Origin of the sequence: Acinetobacter sp. WCHAc060033, from assembly GCF_004209125.1 — a bacterium.
Taxonomy (GTDB): Bacteria; Pseudomonadota; Gammaproteobacteria; order Pseudomonadales; family Moraxellaceae; genus Acinetobacter; species Acinetobacter wuhouensis.
Genome location: NZ_SGSW01000020.1, coordinates 24,377 through 45,976, shown reverse-complemented (window position 1 = coordinate 45,976; position 21,600 = coordinate 24,377). Strand labels below are relative to the sequence as shown.

18 protein-coding genes and 1 pseudogene are annotated in these 21,600 nt (G+C 39.0%); 14 read left to right on the top strand and 5 right to left on the bottom strand.

Going from position 1 to position 21,600, the window contains the following annotated elements; translation table 11 throughout:
• Window positions 1-13: 13 nt before the first annotated feature.
• Both EXE10_RS10755 and EXE10_RS10750 read left to right on the top strand, forming a co-directional pair.
• Window positions 14-394 carry a hypothetical protein gene (locus EXE10_RS10755; RefSeq protein WP_130113358.1) on the top strand — a complete coding sequence of 127 codons (381 nt, stop codon included), beginning with the start codon at window positions 14-16 and terminating at the stop codon, window positions 392-394.
• 110 nt (window positions 395-504) lie between these two features.
• The gene (locus EXE10_RS10750) at window positions 505-711 is read left to right on the top strand and encodes a hypothetical protein (RefSeq protein WP_068972882.1); all 207 of its coding nucleotides are present in this window, start codon (window positions 505-507) and stop codon (window positions 709-711) included.
• Window positions 712-820: 109 nt separating this feature from the next.
• Here EXE10_RS10750 and EXE10_RS10745 read toward each other — a convergent pair whose 3' ends face one another.
• On the bottom strand, window positions 821-1,852 hold the full coding sequence (locus EXE10_RS10745; RefSeq protein ID WP_130113357.1) for a hypothetical protein: 1,032 nt from the start codon (window positions 1,850-1,852) through the stop codon (window positions 821-823).
• Window positions 1,853-2,069: 217 nt separating this feature from the next.
• Between EXE10_RS10745 and pheS the strand changes: the two genes are divergently transcribed.
• The 5 genes and pseudogenes from pheS to EXE10_RS10720 all read left to right on the top strand — a co-directional run bounded on the left by pheS (window position 2,070) and on the right by EXE10_RS10720 (window position 6,971).
• On the top strand, window positions 2,070-3,050 hold the full coding sequence (gene pheS / locus EXE10_RS10740) for a phenylalanine--tRNA ligase subunit alpha (RefSeq protein ID WP_130113356.1): 981 nt from the start codon (window positions 2,070-2,072) through the stop codon (window positions 3,048-3,050).
• Window positions 3,051-3,181: 131 nt separating this feature from the next.
• Entirely contained in the window at window positions 3,182-5,563 is a 2,382-nt protein-coding gene (gene pheT / locus EXE10_RS10735; RefSeq protein ID WP_130113355.1) for a phenylalanine--tRNA ligase subunit beta, read from the top strand.
• Window positions 5,560-5,856 (top strand): integration host factor subunit alpha, encoded by a 297-nt coding sequence (locus EXE10_RS10730; protein ID WP_004723042.1) that lies wholly within the window; start codon window positions 5,560-5,562, stop codon window positions 5,854-5,856. Before pheT ends, EXE10_RS10730 begins: the two co-directional genes overlap by 4 nt.
• Before the next feature lie 276 nt (window positions 5,857-6,132).
• Window positions 6,133-6,480: pseudogene (locus tag EXE10_RS10725) on the top strand (IS630 transposase-related protein).
• A gap of 149 nt (window positions 6,481-6,629) precedes the next feature.
• Complete coding sequence (locus tag EXE10_RS10720) at window positions 6,630-6,971, top strand: transposase (protein ID WP_130113354.1); 342 nt, start codon at window positions 6,630-6,632, stop codon at window positions 6,969-6,971.
• 186 nt (window positions 6,972-7,157) lie between these two features.
• On the opposite strand, the gene EXE10_RS10715 is transcribed toward EXE10_RS10720, so the two are convergent.
• The 3 genes from EXE10_RS10715 to trxA form a co-directional block, all read right to left on the bottom strand.
• Window positions 7,158-7,415: a hypothetical protein gene (locus EXE10_RS10715; RefSeq protein WP_130113353.1), complete on the bottom strand. Its 258-nt coding sequence runs from the start codon at window positions 7,413-7,415 to the stop codon at window positions 7,158-7,160.
• Between the two features lie 382 nt (window positions 7,416-7,797).
• A complete protein-coding gene (gene rho, locus EXE10_RS10710; RefSeq protein ID WP_068972889.1) occupies window positions 7,798-9,066 on the bottom strand; it encodes a transcription termination factor Rho in 1,269 nt (422 codons plus the stop codon).
• 347 nt (window positions 9,067-9,413) lie between these two features.
• On the bottom strand, window positions 9,414-9,740 hold the full coding sequence (gene trxA / locus EXE10_RS10705) for a thioredoxin (RefSeq protein WP_130113352.1): 327 nt from the start codon (window positions 9,738-9,740) through the stop codon (window positions 9,414-9,416).
• Between the two features lie 293 nt (window positions 9,741-10,033).
• On the opposite strand from trxA, the gene ppx reads away from it, so the two are divergent.
• From ppx to EXE10_RS10675, 6 genes are all read left to right on the top strand, one after another.
• Window positions 10,034-11,554, top strand: coding sequence for an exopolyphosphatase (gene ppx, locus EXE10_RS10700; RefSeq protein ID WP_130113351.1), 1,521 nt, complete (start codon window positions 10,034-10,036; stop codon window positions 11,552-11,554).
• A 103-nt stretch (window positions 11,555-11,657) separates the two neighbouring features.
• Window positions 11,658-12,482: an acetyl-CoA carboxylase carboxyltransferase subunit alpha gene (locus EXE10_RS10695; RefSeq protein ID WP_068972892.1), complete on the top strand. Its 825-nt coding sequence runs from the start codon at window positions 11,658-11,660 to the stop codon at window positions 12,480-12,482.
• The gene (gene tilS, locus EXE10_RS10690; protein WP_130113350.1) at window positions 12,419-13,771 is read left to right on the top strand and encodes a tRNA lysidine(34) synthetase TilS; all 1,353 of its coding nucleotides are present in this window, start codon (window positions 12,419-12,421) and stop codon (window positions 13,769-13,771) included. The genes EXE10_RS10695 and tilS overlap by 64 nt, the downstream gene beginning before the upstream one ends.
• A 24-nt stretch (window positions 13,772-13,795) precedes the next feature.
• On the top strand, window positions 13,796-14,626 hold the full coding sequence (gene proC / locus EXE10_RS10685) for a pyrroline-5-carboxylate reductase (protein ID WP_068972894.1): 831 nt from the start codon (window positions 13,796-13,798) through the stop codon (window positions 14,624-14,626).
• A 51-nt stretch (window positions 14,627-14,677) separates the two neighbouring features.
• The gene (locus EXE10_RS10680) at window positions 14,678-15,247 is read left to right on the top strand and encodes a YggT family protein (RefSeq protein ID WP_130113349.1); all 570 of its coding nucleotides are present in this window, start codon (window positions 14,678-14,680) and stop codon (window positions 15,245-15,247) included.
• Between the two features lie 84 nt (window positions 15,248-15,331).
• On the top strand, window positions 15,332-15,775 hold the full coding sequence (locus EXE10_RS10675) for a DUF2314 domain-containing protein (RefSeq protein ID WP_165382289.1): 444 nt from the start codon (window positions 15,332-15,334) through the stop codon (window positions 15,773-15,775).
• 132 nt (window positions 15,776-15,907) lie between these two features.
• Here the strand turns inward: EXE10_RS10675 and polA are convergent, their stop codons facing one another.
• Entirely contained in the window at window positions 15,908-18,667 is a 2,760-nt protein-coding gene (gene polA, locus EXE10_RS10670; RefSeq protein ID WP_130113347.1) for a DNA polymerase I, read from the bottom strand.
• Between the two features lie 162 nt (window positions 18,668-18,829).
• Here polA and EXE10_RS10665 point away from each other — a divergent pair, with 162 nt between their 5' ends.
• The gene (locus EXE10_RS10665; protein WP_130113346.1) at window positions 18,830-21,553 is read left to right on the top strand and encodes a DUF2339 domain-containing protein; all 2,724 of its coding nucleotides are present in this window, start codon (window positions 18,830-18,832) and stop codon (window positions 21,551-21,553) included.
• Window positions 21,554-21,600: the final 47 nt, after the last annotated feature.

Genomic DNA, 21,600 nt, shown 5'->3' with positions numbered 1-21,600 from the left:
TGTGTGAAAAAATATGAGAAAACAATACCATTTCCGCCAAGTGGGTGACGATACTTGTATTTGGGATGTATATCGCTTGGTTGAGTTAAGCCAAAACGTTCCAACAATTGAAATTCTATTGACTGAAATTCGAGAATTGAATGAAAGTTATTGGTTTCCTGACATATATCCAACGACGCAACAAATTATTGACCATATTCAATTGGTTCAAGATGCTGATTTAAAATATCCGATTATTGTCTGTGCAGAAGGGCGCGTAATGGATGGAATGCATCGTGTTGCTAAAGCTAAACTACAAGGACAATTGACCATTCAAGCAGTCAAATTTGAAGTTACACCACAGCCAGATTTTATCAATGTTGATGCTGATGATTTAAATTATGACGATGAATAAATAAAGGCTTTGAAGCTAAATTACACAATATCAACATGAAAAGATTGTCGAATTGAATTGCGCTCGCATACATTAAGACTATCCCCAAATAAAAGGATAGGAAAAGAATAATGCGTGTAGAAATTGAAGGCGTTCCACAAGGTGCAATTGAAGTTGAGTTACAACTCCTGCCGAGAATCGGAGAAACCATTAAAGTAATGTATGGAGCAGATGCAGAAGTGAAGGGTGAAGTGACTGGTTTACAACATTATATCAACCAACATGCCAATGATCATAAAGTGATTCTCACTATTCGCCCTATTATTTCACCAGAGTAAGTTGAGCAACTTTACCTAATTAACTAGAGCAACGACGATTGTAATCAGCTAAATGAACATACAAAAAAAGCAACTTTAATGTTGCTTTCTTCAAGGTATTAAATTGATTTTATAAACCAAAATAATACGCGGCTAAGCAGATCAAAATCGTAATCACAATTAAAGCAAAAACACTGGTTTTCCCTGGTTTATGCTCACCACTTGGTTTGCTGTTAAAACTCTGACGTTGCTCCGTCTTTGTATTGAAATTGCTATTGTCAAAAGGCGATTCAACGACTTTAGGTGTTAATCGTGCTGTTTTATAGTGGTTTGCAATTTTGACAATAAACTTGGCTTTTAAATCTTCAACTTTTTGTAAAAAATGACGCAAATTCATCTGTTCTTCTGGACTGAAAATTTGTTCATTTTCATCATAAGGATGCTGTAGTTTTGTAGAAATAAAGCTTTCTAAAGCGTCAAAACGATAGAAAGTTTCATGTCCATAATCAGATTGGTAATCAGTCGGAAGTAATGAAAGTTTTACACTCGCATCATTTTCAACTTGATCATTATTTTCTAAGCCATAGTAAGGCAAATCTTTATTGATGGGTTCAACAAAGCCTTGTGCATATTTGCTATCAAATAATTCATTATCTGTATAAATTTGAATATCATCCCAATTGGGTTGTACCAAATCCTGTTCGATGCGTTTCACCAATTTAGCGTTAAGATCAAATCGCCAAAAAACTTCTGTACGAATGTTAGGACGTTGAGCTAATGGTGCTTCGTAGTCATTGTCTGCACTGTACCATTCAGCCAGTTCTTTACCGAAGATCCAAGCCGTTTTCTTTTGCTTATCGTGACTAACAATAAAATGTGGAATGGCTAAAAGCTCAACATTGGCATTTGGATTCTGTTCATCATTCAGCAAGCTTGAGCTATGTAAACTCAGACGATAGACGCCTTGTTTTTTTAAACCTTCCAGCCAAATTTGAAAATGTTGTGCTAACAAATGTTGCGTCATCAAATCACGAAAGCCAAAGGCATGCTGATTAAAAATGGCATGATTAACCCAGCGAGAGAAGCCGATCTCTTGGGTTAAATATTCATTACCATAAGTCACAAGGGTAAGTTGTCGTTTCCAGATTTGATCGAGTGCCATTTGTTATAAATCTCAGTGACATTGAACCCATTTTATACTTTTTATAAATCAAAGTTCTAGCATTGCAACAGTATTCACACAGGGAAATTCACAATTTATTTGGAATAAGTGCTGTCTAATCGTATTTTTCATCATGCGGAAACTTCATTCAACTGCATAAAAACTGTTAGAATATGCAGTTATATTATTTTTCTAAATTGTTGCTTTGAGAGTTACTATGTCACTGGAAGCCCTGACCACTGAAGCGCTCGCTGCGATTGCAGCAGCTCAAGACCTTGCTACACTCGATCAAGCTCGAGTGCAATTTACAGGGAAAAAAAGCCAGCTTGCGGAACAGTCGAAATCATTAGGTAAAATGGATGCGGAAGAGCGTAAAGTTTTTGGTGCGCAAATTCATGCCGTACGTGAAGCAATTACGACAGCACTCACTGAACGTCAAACTGAATTACAAAAAGCTGCACTAGAACAAAAACTTGCAAGCGAAACGATTGATATTACGTTGCCTAGGCGAGGGCAAACTATTGGTAGTATCCATCCTGTGACTCAAGTTCAAGAACGTATTTGCCAATTCTTTACCAAAGCAGGCTTTACCGTTGCGACAGGTCCAGAAGTTGAAGATGACTATCACAACTTTGAAGCATTGAATATTCCAGGACACCATCCTGCACGTGCAATGCATGACACTTTCTATTTTGATGCCAATCATTTGCTACGTACGCATACTTCTGGTGTGCAGGTACGTACCATGGAAAAGAATCAGCCACCGATTCGTATCGTGTGTCCAGGTCGTGTATATCGTTGCGATTCTGACCAAACCCATTCACCAATGTTCCATCAAATCGAAGGTTTATACGTCGCTGAAAATACCAGCTTTGCTGAATTAAAAGGCTTGTTGGTCAATCTCCTCAATGAATTCTTTGAAAAAGATTTGAAAGTACGTTTCCGTCCATCTTATTTCCCATTTACAGAGCCAAGTGCGGAAGTGGATATCATGGATGAGCGAGGCAAGTGGTTGGAAGTTTTGGGTTGCGGCATGGTGCATCCAAATGTACTCCAAGCTGCAGGCATTGACCCTGAAAAATATAAAGGTTTTGCCTTTGGTTTAGGTGTAGAACGTTTCGCGATGTTGCGTTATGGCATCAATGACTTGCGTATGTTCTACCAAAATGATGTGCGTTTCTTACGCCAATTTGCTTAACAAGTTTATACCTCTCCCTGACCTCTCCTGAAAGGAGAGGGGTTGTCCATTGTGATGAGATGACGGGTACTTTGCTTTTAAAAGTGGAGTGAGAGGGGATTAGAAATTTAGAAATTATAGGTTTTTACGAAATGAAAATTAGCGAAAATTGGCTACGCACGTGGGTAAATCCTGCAATTGATAGCGAAGCTTTATCTGACCAGCTGACTATGCTTGGTTTAGAAGTTGATGATTTAACACCAGCAGCAAAACCATTTACAGGTGTAGTGGTTGGTGAGGTTCTTACTGTAGAGCAACATCTTGATGCAGATCGTTTACGTGTAACCACAGTCAATATTGGTTCGGGTGAACCATTGCAAATCGTTTGTGGTGCGCCAAATGTCCGTGCAGGGATGAAAGCACCTGTTGCAACGATTGGTGCAGTATTACCTGGTGATTTTAAAATCAAAAAGGGCAAACTTCGTGGCGTTGAGTCACAAGGAATGCTGTGCGGTGCTTCTGAAATTGATCTTGAAGATAAAATTGATGGTCTTTTAGAACTTCCAGATGATGCGCCTGTTGGTGTGAATATTCGTGAATATCTCAATCTTGATGATCATGTGATTGATATCAGTATCACGCCAAACCGTGGTGACTGTTTCAGTATCCGCGGTATTGCGCGTGAAATTGGTGTGATTAACCAGCTTCCTGTGACTGCACCTGAAATTCAAGAAGTTGCAGCAACAATTGCAGATCAAAAACAAGTTGTGATTACCACTGAAGGTTGCCCACGTTACTTAGGTCGTGTCATCAAAAACGTCGATACCAAAGCACCGACTCCTGCATGGATGGAACAAGCTTTAGCACGTTCAGGTATTCGTCAGCACAGTATTTTAGTAGATATTACCAACTATGTATTGATGGAATTGGGTCAGCCTTTACATGCTTTCGATGGTGGTAAGGTACAAGGTTCAGTCCATGTACGCCAAGCGACTGCTGCTGAAAAACTTGTTTTGCTGAATGAACAAGAAGTTGAATTGTCTGAAAATGTCATGGTGATTGCTGATGATGCAAAAGCATTGGCAATTGCAGGTATTATGGGTGGTTTATCTTCTTCTGTGACTGATGAAACCACTGAGATTTTCTTGGAATCAGCATTCTTCGCGCCACTTGCGATTGCAGGTCGTGCGCGTAGTTTTGGTTTACATACGGATGCATCGCAACGTTATGAACGTGGTGTGGATTTTGAACTGCCAATGATTGCCATGCACCGTGCATCACAATTAATTGCTGAACTTGCAGGTGGTGAATTTGGTCCGATCACTGTGGCTGAACAAGCAACGTTATTACCAACACGTGAAGCGATTGAATTGAATCAAGCGCAAGTTGATCAATTGTTGGGTTATAAAGTTGAATCAGATTTTATTACCGATGCTTTACAACGTTTAGGTTGTAATGTAACCGTTAAAGCACAAGGTGAATGGACTGTTGTTCCGCCATCACATCGTTACGATATGGCAATTTATCAGGATTTGATTGAAGAAGTTGCGCGTATTCATGGCTATGACAATATTCAAATGAGCTTGCCAGTCATTGATGTGAGATTAGCAAAACATCAAGACCAGTTTGAATTACCACAATTACGCCAAACTTTGGTGGCTTTGGGCTACCAAGAAGCGATTAGCTTCAGCTTTGCAGATTTAAAACTTGAAAAACAATTGAATTCACAAGTGAATCCTTTGGCATTGGCAAATCCAATCTCAAGCGATTTAGCAGTAATGCGTTCAACCTTGCTTTCAAGCCTGATACCTTGTGTTCAGTACAATATTAATCGTCAACAAAGCCGTGTACGTTTCTTTGAGCTTGGTTTACGTTTTGATTATCAGAATGCACAAAATATTGATGATCTTAAACAGATCCCTACTTTGGCAATCATTGCTGTGGGTTCTAAGCAAGCAGAATCTTGGCATGCTAAGCCCCAAGCGATGGATTTCTTTGACTTAAAAGGTGAGGTTGAAGAGGTTTTGGCGGCAGGTCGTGTCCAAGTTGAGTATGTACGTTCTGAACGTGAATGGTTACATCCAGGGCAATCCGCTGAAATTTTGGTGAGTGGTCAATCGATTGGTTATTTAGGTCGTTTGCACCCATCTTTAGAAAATGCACTCGATTTGGGCACAACTTGGGTTGCTGAGCTCGATCAATCGGCTGTTTTGCAAACTTATGTATCTAATTTTACAGAATTATCACGATTTCCATCGGTTAGACGTGATATTGCTCTTGTAATTAGTGATAAGATTAATGTCAGTGAAATTCAGCAACTTATCGAAAAGACTGGTGGAGAGTTACTCGACTCAAGTTGGTTATTCGATGTGTACACTGGGCAAGGGGTTGAACAAGGTAAGCGCTCATTGGCATTTGCATTGTTATGGCAACATCCAACTCGTACACTTGAAGATGCTGAAATTAAATCCGGTATGGATCATATTATTCAAGTGTTAGAAAGCACTTACCAAGCGACATTGAGGGCCTCATGACAGCATTAACAAAAGCAGAAATGGCTGATCATTTAAGTGAGCTTACGAGTTTAAATCGTCGTGAAGCGAAACAAATGGTTGAATTGTTCTTTGACGAAATTAGCCAAGCATTAATTGCAGGTGAACAAGTTAAACTTTCAGGTTTTGGTAATTTTGAACTACGTGACAAACGTCAACGTCCAGGTCGAAATCCAAAAACTGGGGAAGAAATTCCGATTTCAGCACGTCGAGTGGTAACGTTCCGTGCAGGTCAGAAATTTAGACAACGTGTAGGTACAGAACAAGAAGATTAATTTTCGATTCGTTATGTATAAATAAAAGCCCTGAGTATTTACTTGGGGCTTTTTTGTATGTGCGGGGCAAAGGTGAATATAATCGTTTTGAAGATCAGACTATTTGCAAAAGTTGGTTTTGAATAGATAGAGATCAATAATGAATGTTCTCTTTCCTTGCGGAGAGAGAATCAGTGTTTTGCAAGCGGGAGAAACTTCATTCTCTTGTGGAATTGTGCTCTTCATTTCTGAGCCATATATATAGTCAATCCGTTAAAAAAGCAATACAATGATTAAATGAGTTATCCAGAACATTTTAGAAAGAAAATATTAGCCAAGCTTGAAGAAGGACATTCTATTCGAGCCGTTGCTCAACAATTCGAAATTGATAAAAATACAATTGTCGAATGGAAGAAACGGATTGAAATAAAAAGAACCCGTCCAAGAACCCCATCTAAAGTTGATGATGATGCATTACGTGCAGATGTTGAGGAATACCCAGATGATTTTTAATATGAACGAGCTGCACGTTTTGGCTGTGGTAAATCCACGATTGGAGATGCCCTCAAACGGTTAAAAATCACTGTTAAAAAAAGACCTTATGCCACCCGAAAGCAAAAATCGAAATCAGAGAACAATACCTAAAAGATTTAGATCAATTAAAGTGCCAACATCCCATTATATATCTTGATGAAAGTAGCTTTAAATCACATGAACATAGGTCTCATGGTTATTCCAGACAAGGGACACCCTGTTATGGGACATACAACTAGCAGTTAAAAAATCAAACGAATGTGATCGGCGCGATTTATCAAAATAAGTTATTCGCAGTGGGTTTATTTGATTGCAAAGTAAATTCTGATGTATTTCACTTTTGGGTAGATAAGTTTCTAATACCTGAATTACCAAAGAACAGTGTAATTGTTATGGATAACGCAGCATTTCATAAACGTCAGGATATACAAGAATTATTAGCACGACATGGGCATCAAATACTTTGGCTACCGCCCTATAGTCCTGATCTCAATCCCATTGAAAAAATGTGGGCTTGGGTGAAGAAGAAACGGAGAGAATGGCTGGTTGACTCAATAGATCTTCTTTTCAAATTATTTTTTGATATTTGTATGAAAAATTAGACGGTTTCACTATAGTTAATAGAAGTACACTTTTGGATACATTTTAAATATATAGTTTGAGTGCTTTATGAATTAGCCAAGAAGTTTATTGCTGTGTGAGTAAACTAGAGTATAGAGATATTTTTTATAGACATAAAAAAAGAGAACCTAAGGTTCTCTTTTTTCTGATAATAATCTAAGTGATTATTATTGAGCAGCAGAAGCTGGAGCAGAAGCGTCAGCAGCAGCAGTAGCTTCAGAAGCAGCGTCAGTAGCAACTGCAGCAGCGTCAGTAGCAGAAGCAGCAGCAGCGTCAACAGCAGCAGTAGCTTCAGAAGCAGCTTCTACAGCTTGAGAAGCAGCAGCAGTTGCGTCAGCAGCAGCTTCTTCAGTTTTTTTAGCACAACCAACGAAAGCTAAAGTAGTAGCAACTGCAGCAGCAATAGCGATTTTTTTGAATAACATGGCATCACTCTCATAAATTAAATTGAGACAAAAAACCCAAGTTAGCCTGTTTATTGCTTTTTGCATGAGCAGTCTAACTGGTATGCGAATATGCTATCACTGCGCATTTTGAATTGCTACTGTCTAAATTAAAAAAACTGTCAAAAATGATGCAAAAATGATGGTTTTTTAACAGATATTTACAATTGATTTTGAGTTTTAGATTGGTTTATTAAAGGGTAAATACTTAAAAAACATGGGGAAAACTATTTATTAATTTTAATTTTCAAACATTTGCAACTTTGTGTTAAATCAAAACGCTGCAATTGTATATTTATGTAAATAATGTCAACCAAATAAAAAGGCTATCGTTATAGATAGCCTTTTTATCATTTTCTTTAAATTAGTTTGCAGCTTTACGCTTCATTTGATCAAAGAAATCATCATTGGTTTTGGTTTCTTTCATGCGATCTAGCAAGAATTCCATTGCTGCAAGTTCATCCATAGGGTGAAGTAATTTACGTAAAATCCAGACTTTACGTAGGTTTTCTTCGCTCATGAGACGTTCTTCACGACGCGTACCTGATTTTTTGATGTTCATTGAAGGGAAGACGCGTTTTTCAGCAATACGGCGATCAAGTGTAATCTCTTGGTTACCTGTACCTTTGAATTCTTCGTAGATCACTTCATCCATTTTACTGCCTGTTTCGATCAATGCAGTAGAAATAATGGTCAATGAGCCACCTTCTTCGATATTACGTGCAGCACCAAAGAAGCGTTTAGGGCGTTCTAGGGCATGTGCATCTACACCACCAGTTAACACTTTACCTGATGATGGAACAACCGTGTTGTAAGCACGTGCTAAACGCGTGATTGAGTCGAGTAGAATCACAACATCTTTCTTGTGCTCAACGAGGCGTTTGGCTTTTTCAATCACCATTTCAGCCACTTGTACGTGACGTGCAGGCGATTCGTCAAATGTAGAAGCAACAACTTCACCTCGAACTGTACGTTCCATTTCGGTTACTTCTTCAGGACGTTCGTCAATAAGAAGTACGATGAGGAAGCATTCTGGGTTGTTACGAACAATCGATTGCGCGATGTTTTGTAACAACATGGTTTTACCAGCTTTTGGTGGTGCAACAATGATTGAACGTTGACCTTTACCAATTGGCGCAATTAAATCGACTACACGTGCAGTTAAATCTTCAGAAGAACCATTACCCAATTCCATAACCAACTGTTCAGTTGGGAAAAGTGGGGTTAAGTTTTCAAATAAGATCTTATTACGTGAGTTTTCAGGTGTATCGTAGTTAATTTGGTTTACTTTTAATAATGCAAAGTAACGTTCACCTTCTTTCGGTGGGCGAATCGTACCTGTAATCGTATCACCTGTACGTAGGTTAAAACGACGAATTTGTGATGGGCTTACATAAATGTCATCCGGACCAGCAAGGTAAGAACCCGCTGCTGAGCGGAGGAAGCCGAAGCCATCCGACAAAATCTCTAGAACACCATCACCAAAAATTTCTTCGCCATTCATTGCATGGCGTTTCAAGATGGCAAAAATGATGTCTTGCTTACGGTTACGCGCCATTCCTTCAAGGCCCATAAACTCAGCAATTTTAATGAGTTCGCCGATCGGTTTTTTCTTGAGTTCAGTTAAATTCATAGATGGTCAGATTGAATAAGGATGTGTGGAACACAGATAAAAGAGAAAAGAAGCAAAAGTCGTCCGCAGTGCAATCGTTGAGCTGAAAATGCATTTGAGCAAAAACAGACTCAGAAGCTATGTAGTTCTTTCGAGGAGAAATGTGTTAAACAATTTCTGTTGCCGAGCGGCGATCTTATGTGTTGTCTTTTAAGAAACAGGAAAAAGATAATCCTAATGTTCCTTGTGCATGAAATATAAGTGAGATCAATGTATTTGTCAAATTATAGTCAAAAAAATACGCTAGTTTTTCTAGCGTATTTTTGAATATTTTAAATTTTGCAGATCAGTACTGTAAAAATCTAAAATTAGATATTTTCATCAATGAATGAAGTCAATTTAGACTTTGGCACTGCACCGATTTGTTGCGCAACAACTTGACCATTCTTGAACATTAATAATGCTGGGATATTACGGATGTTGTAGTTTACAGCAGTTTGTTCGCAAGCTGTTACATCAACTTTAACGATTTTAACTTTGCCTTCGTATTCATTAGAAAGTACTTCTAATACAGGTGCAATGGCTTTACATGGTGCACACCAACCTGCCCAGAAATCAACAATTACAGGAATGTCAGATTGAAGAACATCAGCGTCAAAGTTTGCATCAGTTGTATTTACGATATTGCCAGACATGGATTTTGCTCCAAAAATATTTTAAAGATGAATCTATCTATGGATATAAGTATTACACAGTCATCTTTAACAATGTAGGGGAATGCGTAAATTTTCAGGCGAATTGATTAAATTGTCCAATTGATGCTCACGATATTTACAATCGGAACTTTGAAAAAAGGGTGGTTTTTGTAACACAATTGTCATATATGCTGAAAAAATAATGACTCGTCAAATTGTCTAAATAAATGGCTTTTAAATTGCGTGCATGTGAATTAATCTAGGCAACAATTCAGTATGAGTTTGTATAAATAATGTCTGATTTTTTGATTGATGAAGAATTACTTGCTGCCATTGATATGGGGTCAAACAGTTTCCACTTGGCAATCGCACGTGTGGATCATGGTGAAGTTAAGAAAGTTGCTTCTATGTCAGAAAAAGTTCAGCTTGCTGCTGGATTGGATGAAAATAAGAATTTAACTGAAGCTGCACAACAACGTGGTTTGGCGTGTTTAGCACGTTTTGTCGGGCGTTTGAGTTCTGTACAACCAACGCGTTTGCGTATTGTGGCGACCAATGCTTTGCGTCAAGCTAAAAATGGTCACGAATTTATTCAAAAAGCTGCCGAAATTTTACCAAAGCCAATTGAAATTATTGCAGGCCGTGAAGAAGCGCGTCTAATTTACTTAGGTGTTTCGCATACTATGGTCAATAGTGGTCGTCGTTTGGTGATTGATATTGGTGGTGGATCGACTGAGCTGATTATTGGTGAAGAGTTTGAACCGATCCATACCGAATCTTTGCAAATGGGTTGCGTTGCATTTACCAAAGCCTATTTCCCAGAAGGCGATATTAATAGTAAAGCTTTTGATAAAGCTGTAGTGGCTGCACGAAAAGAATTGACCTCAATTGCCAATACTTATAAAGCTGCTGGTTGGGATACGGTGGTTGGTTCAAGTGGAACAATCAAGGCTTGTCGCCAAATCGCAGTCAATATGGGGTGGAGTAATGAACAAGAAAACTTGACCCGTGAAGGCTTAGAAAAATTAAAAGAAAAAATGCTGAAATTCAAACACATTTCAGATATGGAGTTTGAAGGTTTAAAAGAAGATCGTCGAGCTGTTTTACCAGCAGGTGTTGCGATTCTTTATGCTGTATTCGAAGTACTAAATATTGATAAATTGGTTTATTCCGATGGCGCATTGCGTGAAGGGGTGATGTACGATCTTCTAGGGCGTTTTCAACATGAAGATGTCCGTGATCGTAGCGTACAAGCCATGATGGGACGCTATGGCGCAGACCAAAAACAAGCAGAACGTGTAGTAGAAACCGCACAGCATTTATTTGATGGCGTGGCTGTTGCACTGAATTTAAACAGTGATGATAGTGATTTATTGCGTCGCGCTGCGTATTTACATGAAATCGGTTTAGCCATTAGTCATAGTGGTTATCATAAACATAGTGCTTATTTATTACAGCATTCTGACATTCCTGGTTTTTCGCAAATCGATCAAAACCATTTGTCACATTTGGTCGCTCATCATCGTCGTAAATTACGTCCAGATGCCAAATTAGATGTGCTCAAGGTCGGTAGTCACAAGCTTGTCTACTTATGCTTATTGCTTCGTCTTGCCGTTTTACTGAATCACAGCCGTAGCGATGAGATGCTTCCTGCCATTGAATTGACGGTGGATAATGAGCAACAATGGCATCTCAGCGTTTCTGGTGATGCCAAACAATGGCCACTGCTGGTTGCAGATTTGCATGATGAGCAAGTGCAATTTAAGCATTGGGACATTGCATTGAATATTCAGTCGGAACAGTTTATCGATTAACTTCAGGTCGGGTGATGATTGTGTGAGATCAGTCATGCAATATCACCCGAGCCTAAACTTCCGCAGGGTGAACCCTCGGTAAATTAGGGATAATACTCGACTTATGAAAAGTAAAGCTGCTCAATCTAAAGCTTGGAAAACGGTTCAAATTGCACGTCATCCTGAACGTCCGCAATTTTTGGATTATGTAGGCGAAATTTTTACAGAATTTGATACCTTGCATGGTGATCGTCTTTATGGTGATGACGGTGCAATGGTCGGTGGTTTAGCACGTTTTAATGGTCAACCTGTGATGGTGGTTGGTCAGCATCGTGGTCGTAGTACCCGTGAGAAATTACAACATAACTTCGGTATGTGTAATCCTGAAGGTTACCGTAAGTCACAGCGTTTGCTCGATATGGCAGAGCGTTTCAATCTACCTGTATTTACTTTTATTGACACAATGGGAGCTTACCCAGGTGTTGGTGCGGAAGAGCGTGGTCAAGCAGAAGCGATTGCAACCAGTCTTGCTCAGCTTTCTAGTTTGAAAGTGCCTGTTATTGCGACCGTTTTAGGTGAAGGCGGTTCTGGTGGTGCACTCGGTATAGGTGTGGCTGACCGTGTGGTAATGCTTTCACACAGTATTTACTCAGTTATTTCACCAGAAGGTTGTGCATCAATTCTTTGGAAAACGGCTGAAAAAGCAGAACAAGCCAGCGAAGCACTTGCATTAACCGCAGACAAACTTCAAAAAATCGGTATTGTTGAATACGTGGTAGATGAAGGTGAGGGCGCGCATTTACATCCATTAGAAGTTATGGAAAAACTCAAGGATGTGTTACAACAAGCGCTTGATGAATTACAGCCTCTAACTGCGGAAGAACGATGCGAAGCACGTTATCAACGTTTAATGAAGTTTGGCAGCGACAACTTAGGACTCGCTTCTTAAAACAGCATTCTCAATTTGCTGAAAATACGCAATTTCTGATCGGATGTAGTGGTGGCATGGACTCCATGCTGTTGCTACATGTGATGTCTCAGCTTTTCCCTCATCAAATTCGTACGATTTACGTCAATCATCAACTACAACAAGTCAGTGATGAATGGGCTGATTTTGTCGCTGAACAATGCACACAACTGAATATTCCTTATATTATTCAGCCTGTTCAAGTTGCTCAAGGTAATCTTGAAAATCAGGCACGCCAAGCGCGCTATGATGCCTATCTACAACATTTAAAAGAAAATGAAGTTCTTGTTTTAGCACATCATCAACAAGATCAAGCTGAAACTTTATTGTTACGTCTATTCTCGGGCACTGGCGTTACTGGTTTATCGGCAATGCAAGCCATTGATCAGCGTGATGATTTGACCATTTGGCGACCTCTGTTAGATACGACGCGTGAGCAGATTTGCCAATGGGTAGCGCAATTACACATTTGCTATGTTGATGATCCAACCAACTTAGATACGCATCATGATCGGGCATGGTGTCGACATGAACTTTGGCATATTTTGCAAAGCCGCTATCCCAAAATGCAGCAGGCTTTGGCTCGAACCAGTTATCTAATGCAAGATGCTGATGAAATTCTCAATGAAGTTTTACAGCAAGATTTACAGTTGTGTGGAAATGCTGAACAGCTTGATTTAGAAAAATTACAACAATTGTCATTGGCACGACAAAGACAACTTTTATCCGCATGGATGAAAGGACAGGATACTTATCGCCCCGCATTTGAAATGGTGCAACGCCTACAAGATGAAGTGATTTATTCAAAAACAGATTCGAAAGCGGCTTTACATTGGAATCAGTTTTATTATTTACGTTATCAAAATCAGCTTTATCGGATTGCACAAACACAATATTTGGCATCAAAATCTAAACAATTGATTCCCATACAAGCGTTGCAATTACAGCTTCATCAACAGCTACAATTAGCTGCTGGTAACTTTCAATTAGAACGTTCTAAAATAGGTTTAGCTTTTACATTGCTTGGAAAACAACTGACATTGAAAGCACGTCAAGGTGGGGAGAAAATTCATCTATATGGTCGGGTCGGTGCTTGGCCATTGAAAAAAGCCATTCAAGATGCGCATATTTTTCCTTGGAAGCGTCATACAATTCAAATATTAAGTGTAGATAATGTTATGCTTGGTGTGTTTACACCAAACGGTTTTTGGTTGGCGCAATCTGAATATTGTGAAGTCGACGGTTGGCAACCAAATTTAATCTCAGCGTAACAAAACTAAGGTCGAGTGTGATTCATGAGTGCAGTGTTAAATTGTAATATTACTTTTATTGGTGGTGGAAATATGGCTCAAGCCCTGATTGGTGGCTTGTTGAGTCGTGGTTTACCTGCAACACGTATTACAGTTTCAGACCCCGTTGAAAAAGTTCGTGAATTACTCAAAGAAAAAGATGTGCATGTGACTGATGATAATGTTGCAGCGATTAAAGATGCCGATATTGTTGTATTTGCTGTGAAACCGCAAGTTTTAGGCACAGTATTAAAACCATTAAACGGTTTATTTGCGAATAAATTGATTATTTCGATTGTGGCTGGTGCTGAAATTAAAACGATTTCAGACTTGACTGGCAATAATCGTATTGTCCGTGTGATGCCAAATACACCGGCTTTGGTGCAAACGGGTGCGCATGGTATGTATGCGAATGAAGAAGTTGAAACAAAAGATCGCGAGTTGGCGACACAAGTTTTGGCTTCAACAGGTTTAACCATTTGGGTAGGTTCAGAAGCGCAAATTGATGCTGTAACTGCGGTTTCTGGTTCAGGTCCTGCATATTTCTTCTATATGATGGAAAGTATGATTCGTGCAGGTAAGAATATGGGCTTGGATGAAAAGGTGGCAACGGCTTTAACCTTGCAAACAGCGCTAGGCGCTGCGCAAATGGCGATCACCAGTTCAAGTGCGCCGTCAGAGTTGCGTAAAAATGTGACCTCACCAAATGGTACGACTCAAGCCGCAATCGAAGTATTTGATCGCGCACAAATTTCACAGAATATTCAAACAGCTTTGGCTGCTGCGCAAAAACGTAGTCAGGAATTGGCTGTAGAGTTAAGTGACAGCATTAAATAATTTTTTAATCATCGTTTTAAGCATATATTGATTTTTTAGGAACGTTCCAATATGGGTGCAAATTCTGCGCAAATTTTTGGCATTATCATTAACGTAGCGATTTTGCTCGTATTCTTTCGTTTTTTAATGCAGTTGGCGATGGTCAGTCCATACAATCCAGTGGTTTTGTCGACGGTCAAAGCAACTAAAATTGTGGATATGTTTAGCCGAATTTTCCCAACTTTGGCGAAAGGTCGTGTAAATACTGCTGCTTTGGTTTTAGTCGTTGTTCTATATCTGCTGAAGATTTTTGGCATGATGTACTTGCAAGGTGCGATACCGAATAGCCCTGTGCATTTAATTATTTTGACTTTTGTGACGATGATTCAGGATTTGATTCGTTTCTGCCGTTATTTAATTTTTGCAACGATTATCTTAAGTTGGGTGGTGATGTTTACACAGTCACGTTCACCTTATATTGAAGTGATTCAAGAGCTTGCTGAACCATTATTGGCGCCATTCCGTCGTATTATGCCCAATATGGGGATGATTGATTTATCTCCGATCTTGGCATTCCTAGCACTCTATGTTGCTGAAATCCTGATGAATGAAGTCGCTAAGGTTTTATTGACTGGTTTGTAATTCATTCTTGTATAAGTAGAAAAGGACTCGAAAGAGTCCTTTTTACTATTATTAGTTATTTAAAATAAATGAAGTATGAAAATAATGAGCAATAAAAATGATCCTATCTTTATGAATTTAGATAAGAAAGTTGACGGATACGAAAATACAATTCAATTGGCTGTAGGTTCACTTTCTATTTTCAAAAGCCAAATAGAGCAGTTATCTAAAGGTGATTTTGCTTGTGTGAAATTTTATATTCCAGAATATCAAGATGCTTCTCATGGTGCAAATATTTGGCTGATGAGTCCCTTTTTTGAAGAGGGATTTTGTTATGCACAACCATTTGAGTTGCCAAAAGAATTTGAATGGATCCATGTGGGACAATGGTTGAAGTTTGCTGAAGAGGATTTATTGGATTGGTATATTTTATCTGAGAATGGGGAAATGAAAGGAGGTTATTCTTTACGTTATCATCGGTCGTTATTGCTAGAAGATGATAAGGCTGAATTTGATCAGCATATTGGCTTATCTAGATTTATTGATTGATTTTTGAAAAATGAATAAATAAAACGAAGCATTTGAGTTTTATGAAGAATAACTCTTTGAATATAAAAGAGGCACTTCTAAAAGCACCTCTTTTTAAAATTTTTATTTCAAAGTGAAAAGGTCGTTAAGGCATCAATGCGCCTCATCCCAATTACTGCCTTTACCGATTTCAACCACTAAAGGTACAGATAAGGTACATACTTTTTGCATCACATCTTTGATTTGTTCAGCCAACTGATCTGCAATCGCTTCATCGACTTCAAACACCAATTCATCGTGTACTTGCAGTAAAAGCTTAGCTTGATCATTCGGTAGGATTTTAGCCACTTCAATCATGGCCATTTTAATAATTTCAGCAGCAGAACCCTGGAGTGGTGCATTAATTGCCGCGCGTTCTGCACCTTTACGCACCATCATATTTCGAGCATCAATATCAGGTGTATATAAGCGACGCCCTGTAATGGTTTCAACAAAACCTTGTTCCAAAGCCACTTGACGCGTACGTTGCATATACTCATAAATGCCTGGATAGCGATGGAAATATTGCTTGATATAATTTTGCGATTCTTGGCGAGTAAAACCAAGCTGACGAATCAAACCAAATTCTGACATACCATAGAGCAGACCGAAGTTGACTGCTTTGGCTTGACGACGTTGATCTGAAGTCACATCTTCCAGTGCTACACCCAAGACTTCTGAAGCGGTACGACGATGGACATCTTGACCATGCTTAAAGGCATCGACTAAGGCATCATCTTGAGAGAAATGTGCCATTAAACGCAATTCAATTTGAGAATAATCGGCTGCGAGCAGTACACGTCCTTTCGGTGCGATAAATGCTTTACGAATTTGACGGCCAATTTCCTCACGAACTGGAATATTCTGCAAGTTTGGATCAGTCGATGACAAGCGCCCAGTCGCTGTTAAAGCTTGGTGATAACTGGTATGCACACGATGGGTATCATTATTGGCTTGCTTTACTAAAGCTTCTGTATACGTGCTTTTCAGTTTGGTTAAGCCACGGTATTCAATGATCAAAGCTGTAATTGGATGGTCAATTTTTTCTAAAACAGCTTCCGAAGTACTGTATTGCCCCGTTGCAGTTTTCTTACCACCTTTTAAACCGAGTTTTTCAAATAGTACTTCACCAACTTGTTTCGGTGAGGCAACGTTGAATGATTCACCCGCAATTTCAATAATCTGATTTTCCAAATTTTGAATGGTTTCCGCAAAATCGACACTGAGTTGATCTAAGAAAGTTAAATCTAGCTCAATCCCATTTCCTTCCATTGTCGTTAAAACACTGGCAACAGGCATTTCAATATTATGTAAAATTCCACTCAGTTCAGGAATTTCTTTCAGTTTGCGATCGAGAACTTCATATAGGCGGAAAGTTACATGGGCATCTTCAGCTGCATAATGTGCAGCTGTTTCAAGCTCAATTTGATTAAAGGTTTTTTGTTTTGCACCTTTACCTGCAACTTGTTCATAGGTTGTGGTCAAATGGCTAAGATAAACACGTGCCACATCATCCATACCATGACGTGTTGCTACAGCATTTAGTACATACGATGCCAACATGGTATCGAAATACCAACCTTGTAAATGGATGCCGTGATTCTCAAAAATATGTGCATCGTATTTTAAATGATGTCCAATTTTCTCAACTTTGGGATCTTCTAAAATAGGTTTGATTTGCTGAATGATGATTTCACGATTGAGTTGTTCAGGTGCACCTTCATAGTCATGCGCAAGTGGAACGTAATAAGCATCTTTGGCATCGAAAGCCACTGAAAAACCGACCATTTCAGCAACACGATAATCTAAACTTGTGGTTTCAGTATCAATTGCAAAACGCTTTTCGGTGCTTAAACGTTGGAATAATTTGTCCCAATCTGCTTGAGTCAAAACAGTATGATAATTTGCTTCACCTAGACGATCATCAACACTTGAACTGATTGCTTGATCTGTTGTTACTTCTGATACTTGTTCAGTTTTGGCAATTTCTTTCGTGGTTTGTTTATAGGCTGAACTGTTTGGATTATTCGGATGATCAAGTGATTGTAATTGGTTACGGAACTCAAGTTCGGTATAGAGATTACGCAGCTTTTCAACATCTGGATCAGCCAGTTTTAAATCGTCATAAGTCAGATTTAAATCTAAGTCGATGACAATACTTGCAAGTTGGTGATCAAGTGCAATCCCTTCAACATTGTCTTTAATGTTTTGACCAACTTTGCCTTTAATATTGTCGACATTTTCTAAAATGCCACCAATTGAATCATATTCATTTAAAAGTTTTGCAGCCGTTTTAGCACCAACACCAGGCACACCACGGATACCATCAGAGGCATCGCCCATGAGGGTTAAATAATCAATAATTTGATCTGGACGCACGCCAAATTTTTCAATGACACCATCCACATCCATAGGTTTATCTTTAAAGCTATCTTCCAAGGTCACTTTGTCAGTGACAAGTTGCGCCATGTCTTTGTCACCTGTTGAAATTAAAACTTGGTGACCAGCGGCTTCGGCACGTTTAGCTAAAGTCCCGATAATATCATCAGCTTCAGCACCTGGAAGCATGTGTAAAGGAATGCCCAGCGCACGAATTAATGCATGTAAATACGGAATTTGCTGAGAGAGCTCGTCAGGCATACTTGGGCGATCACCTTTATAAATCGGTGATAACTCATGACGGAAAGTCGGTTCAGCGGTATCGAAAATAACCGCCATGTGCGTTGGCTGAACGCGACGCATCAATTTTTGAATTGCAGAAATTGCCCCACGAATCGCATTGGTCTGTAATCCAGTTGATGTGGTTAAAGGTGGGAGTGCGTGAAAAGCACGAAATAAAAAGTATGACCCATCGACCAATACAAATGGTGGCATTGATAATTTCCTAATCCAAATAACCGCTTTATTGTACGTGATTTTTCGCTATTGCGAAGCGACAACGGTCATCCTTGTGTTACTGAATATCTGATGAATACATGCATTATCAATCTAAGGCTGTTGTATCATCGAATGACTCAGGACAGAGAAAGAGCAAATATGCTGAAAGGGCAGAGTGAAATTCGCATTATTTGGTTGATGATGCTGATGATTATCGCAGTCAGTGCATGGTTTTTTGATACAAAAATCGTGACCTATATCTGTGGCTTGGCATTTGTCATGAGTGTGATGCACTATGTCGATGCCATTCAAAATCCAATGCAGGAGATTGCATCGCAAACTCAGATTCCATTGCAGAATACCTCTAAAGTCCCGCTTTATATTTCTTCAATTGTCTCAGTCGTCGGATTAACTTTACATTTTAGTTGGTTGGTGGGATTGGGTTTAACTGCTTGGATTTTCTTTTTTCTGCGATGGCTTAGACGTTTAGAACGTTATCTGACTCAAGTGCAAACACAATTACAGCGCTTACAGTCTTCAGCTGATTTACCATTTAAAACTGATCATTCAGCACATCAATCTCTTCAGCATGCTCAAATTACTTCAGTAGATCGTTCGCCAACTGATAGCTTGATGACACAGGTTCGACAGTGGATTTTTCAAGGTAATCCCGTGTTAAAAGTCGCCATTCTAGTTTTGGTGATCGGGATTGTGCTATTGCTGCGCTTTGCCACGGAACATTGGCAACTGAGTCTGGCGGTTAAGCTTGCCATTGTTGCTTTGGTGAGTATTGGCATCACGGGGCTTGGTTTTATTTTACAGAGTAAAAATCGTAGTTTTGCTTTGGCATTGGAAGGTCTAGGCTTGGCAGGGCTTTTTCTGACTTTATTCTTTGCCTATTACAATCAAGTGATTCCCAATATTTTCATCGCAGGAATATATTTTGTGGTCATCATGCTGGTGACTTTGGGATTAAGTCTAAAACAGCAAAGTATAGAATTGGCTTTAATGGCAATGCTCATTGCCTATATTGCGCCTTTTACTTTGCCTATTCGTAGCGCAACGGCAACAGAGTTAGTTGCTTATTATTTAGTGATTAATATCGCAATTGCGATACTGAGTACATTGCGACCTTGGAAATACCTGAATCAAATTGGTTTTTTAGTGACAGCGATTGTGGGTGGTGCTTATGTTTTTTATCATGGTTATGCACAAGAAAAATCACGATTAACGCTTTTAGTTGTCGCGCATATAACAATCTTTGTTTGGCTTGGTTTTCGATTTAGTCAATTGATTGCGAAACAAGATCTAGAACAATTCAAATTGAAACCTAGCCTAGATATTGCGTTAATTTTTGGTGCGCCAATCATTGGTTTTCTGTTCTTATATTTGATGTATTTTCATCAAGAATGGCATCTAGCCAGTTTTAGTTTGGCTTTTTCTATTGTTTTCACCATTATTTATCAACTTTCAAAACGGAATCAGTCCATTCAATTGATTTCACAAAGTTATTTTAGTTTAGCTTTGATTTTCCTTGCTTTAATTCCACCGATTCTTTTGCATGGACAATGGAGTGTAGTGGGTTGGGCGACTGAGGGTTTATTGATATTTGCATTTGCACTATATCAACAATCCAATATTAGCCGTTATATGGCTATGGTATTGCTGATCGTTGCGGGGTGTTCAAGTCTGTATTATTTGGCTGAATTAGCAGATTTTCCAAACACCATGTATTGGTGCTTAAGTCTAAGTTATGTTGCTGTTGTGGTTTTAACCAATAGTCGTGCTGATTTTCAAAAGCAAATTAGTGCGATGACAACCTTATTTTTAAGTGTGTTAATGCTATCTGCAACTACAATGATGCTATATTTATTATTGGATTATTTTGAAGGTGATCATCAATATATTTATAGTTTACTGGTTCTGAGTTTTGGCTATTTAGTCTTGAATGAAGTGTTATTAAAGCGTCAAGCCACTTGGACTTGGCTCGTTCCTAAATGGATCGGTGTTATTCCGCTGTATGTTTTTGCGCTGATTCTCATTCTAGATATTAGCCAAAATGGTGTTTTACTTTGGACAAATGCTGTTGAACGATGGGGGATGCTTGTTTCAGGCGTGTTATTGACATGGATTTGGTTAAGACCTTTACGTGGTATTCGCCTTGAGAATGAATGGGTGAGTTTGGGAGTTTTGACTAGTCTGAGTCTTGCCAGTTTAAGTCTGATTCCGAGTATGCCTTATATCAGTGTGGTGATTTTACCGTTACTATTCTGCGGATGGTGTTTCTTTCAAAGAAATGCTGACTGGGCGATGTTTTGGCAAACACGTAGCAGTTTAGCGTTGATGTTGCTGTGGATGATATGCGCTCAATTATTTTCACAACAAGCATTTCAAGCCTATTTATTACCTATACTGAATCCATTCGATGCGGTGAGCATTGCAATATTGATTGGATTTCTATGGATGCTGAATTTACAAGTCAAGCAACAATATCAACAAAGCATGGATCAAGGGATTTTGGCGGTGCTTTCTGTACTTAGCGTGTTGTGGCTCAGCAGTTATATTTTACTGCGTGCTTTGCATGTGTATTTTGCGACACCGTATAACGACTTAATGTTATGGCAAGATGCAACAGTACAACTGAGTTTAACTTTGCTGTGGGTCAGTTTAGCTTTTATTGCTATGAGTTACGCGACTCAAAAAGTCATTCGTCCTTTATGGATTTTAGGTGGCAGTATTCTCGTGATTGTGACCTTGAAATTGGTGTTATTTGATCTTTCTCATATAGGAACTTTAACACGCGTGATTTCTTTCTTGGGTGCTGGTTTTATTATGTTAATTATTGCTTATATTGCACCGATTCCAGAGCTAAAAGAAAATTAAGTCGTTGTGATAATAGATAAAACAAAAAAGCATCTAGAGGTCTAGAT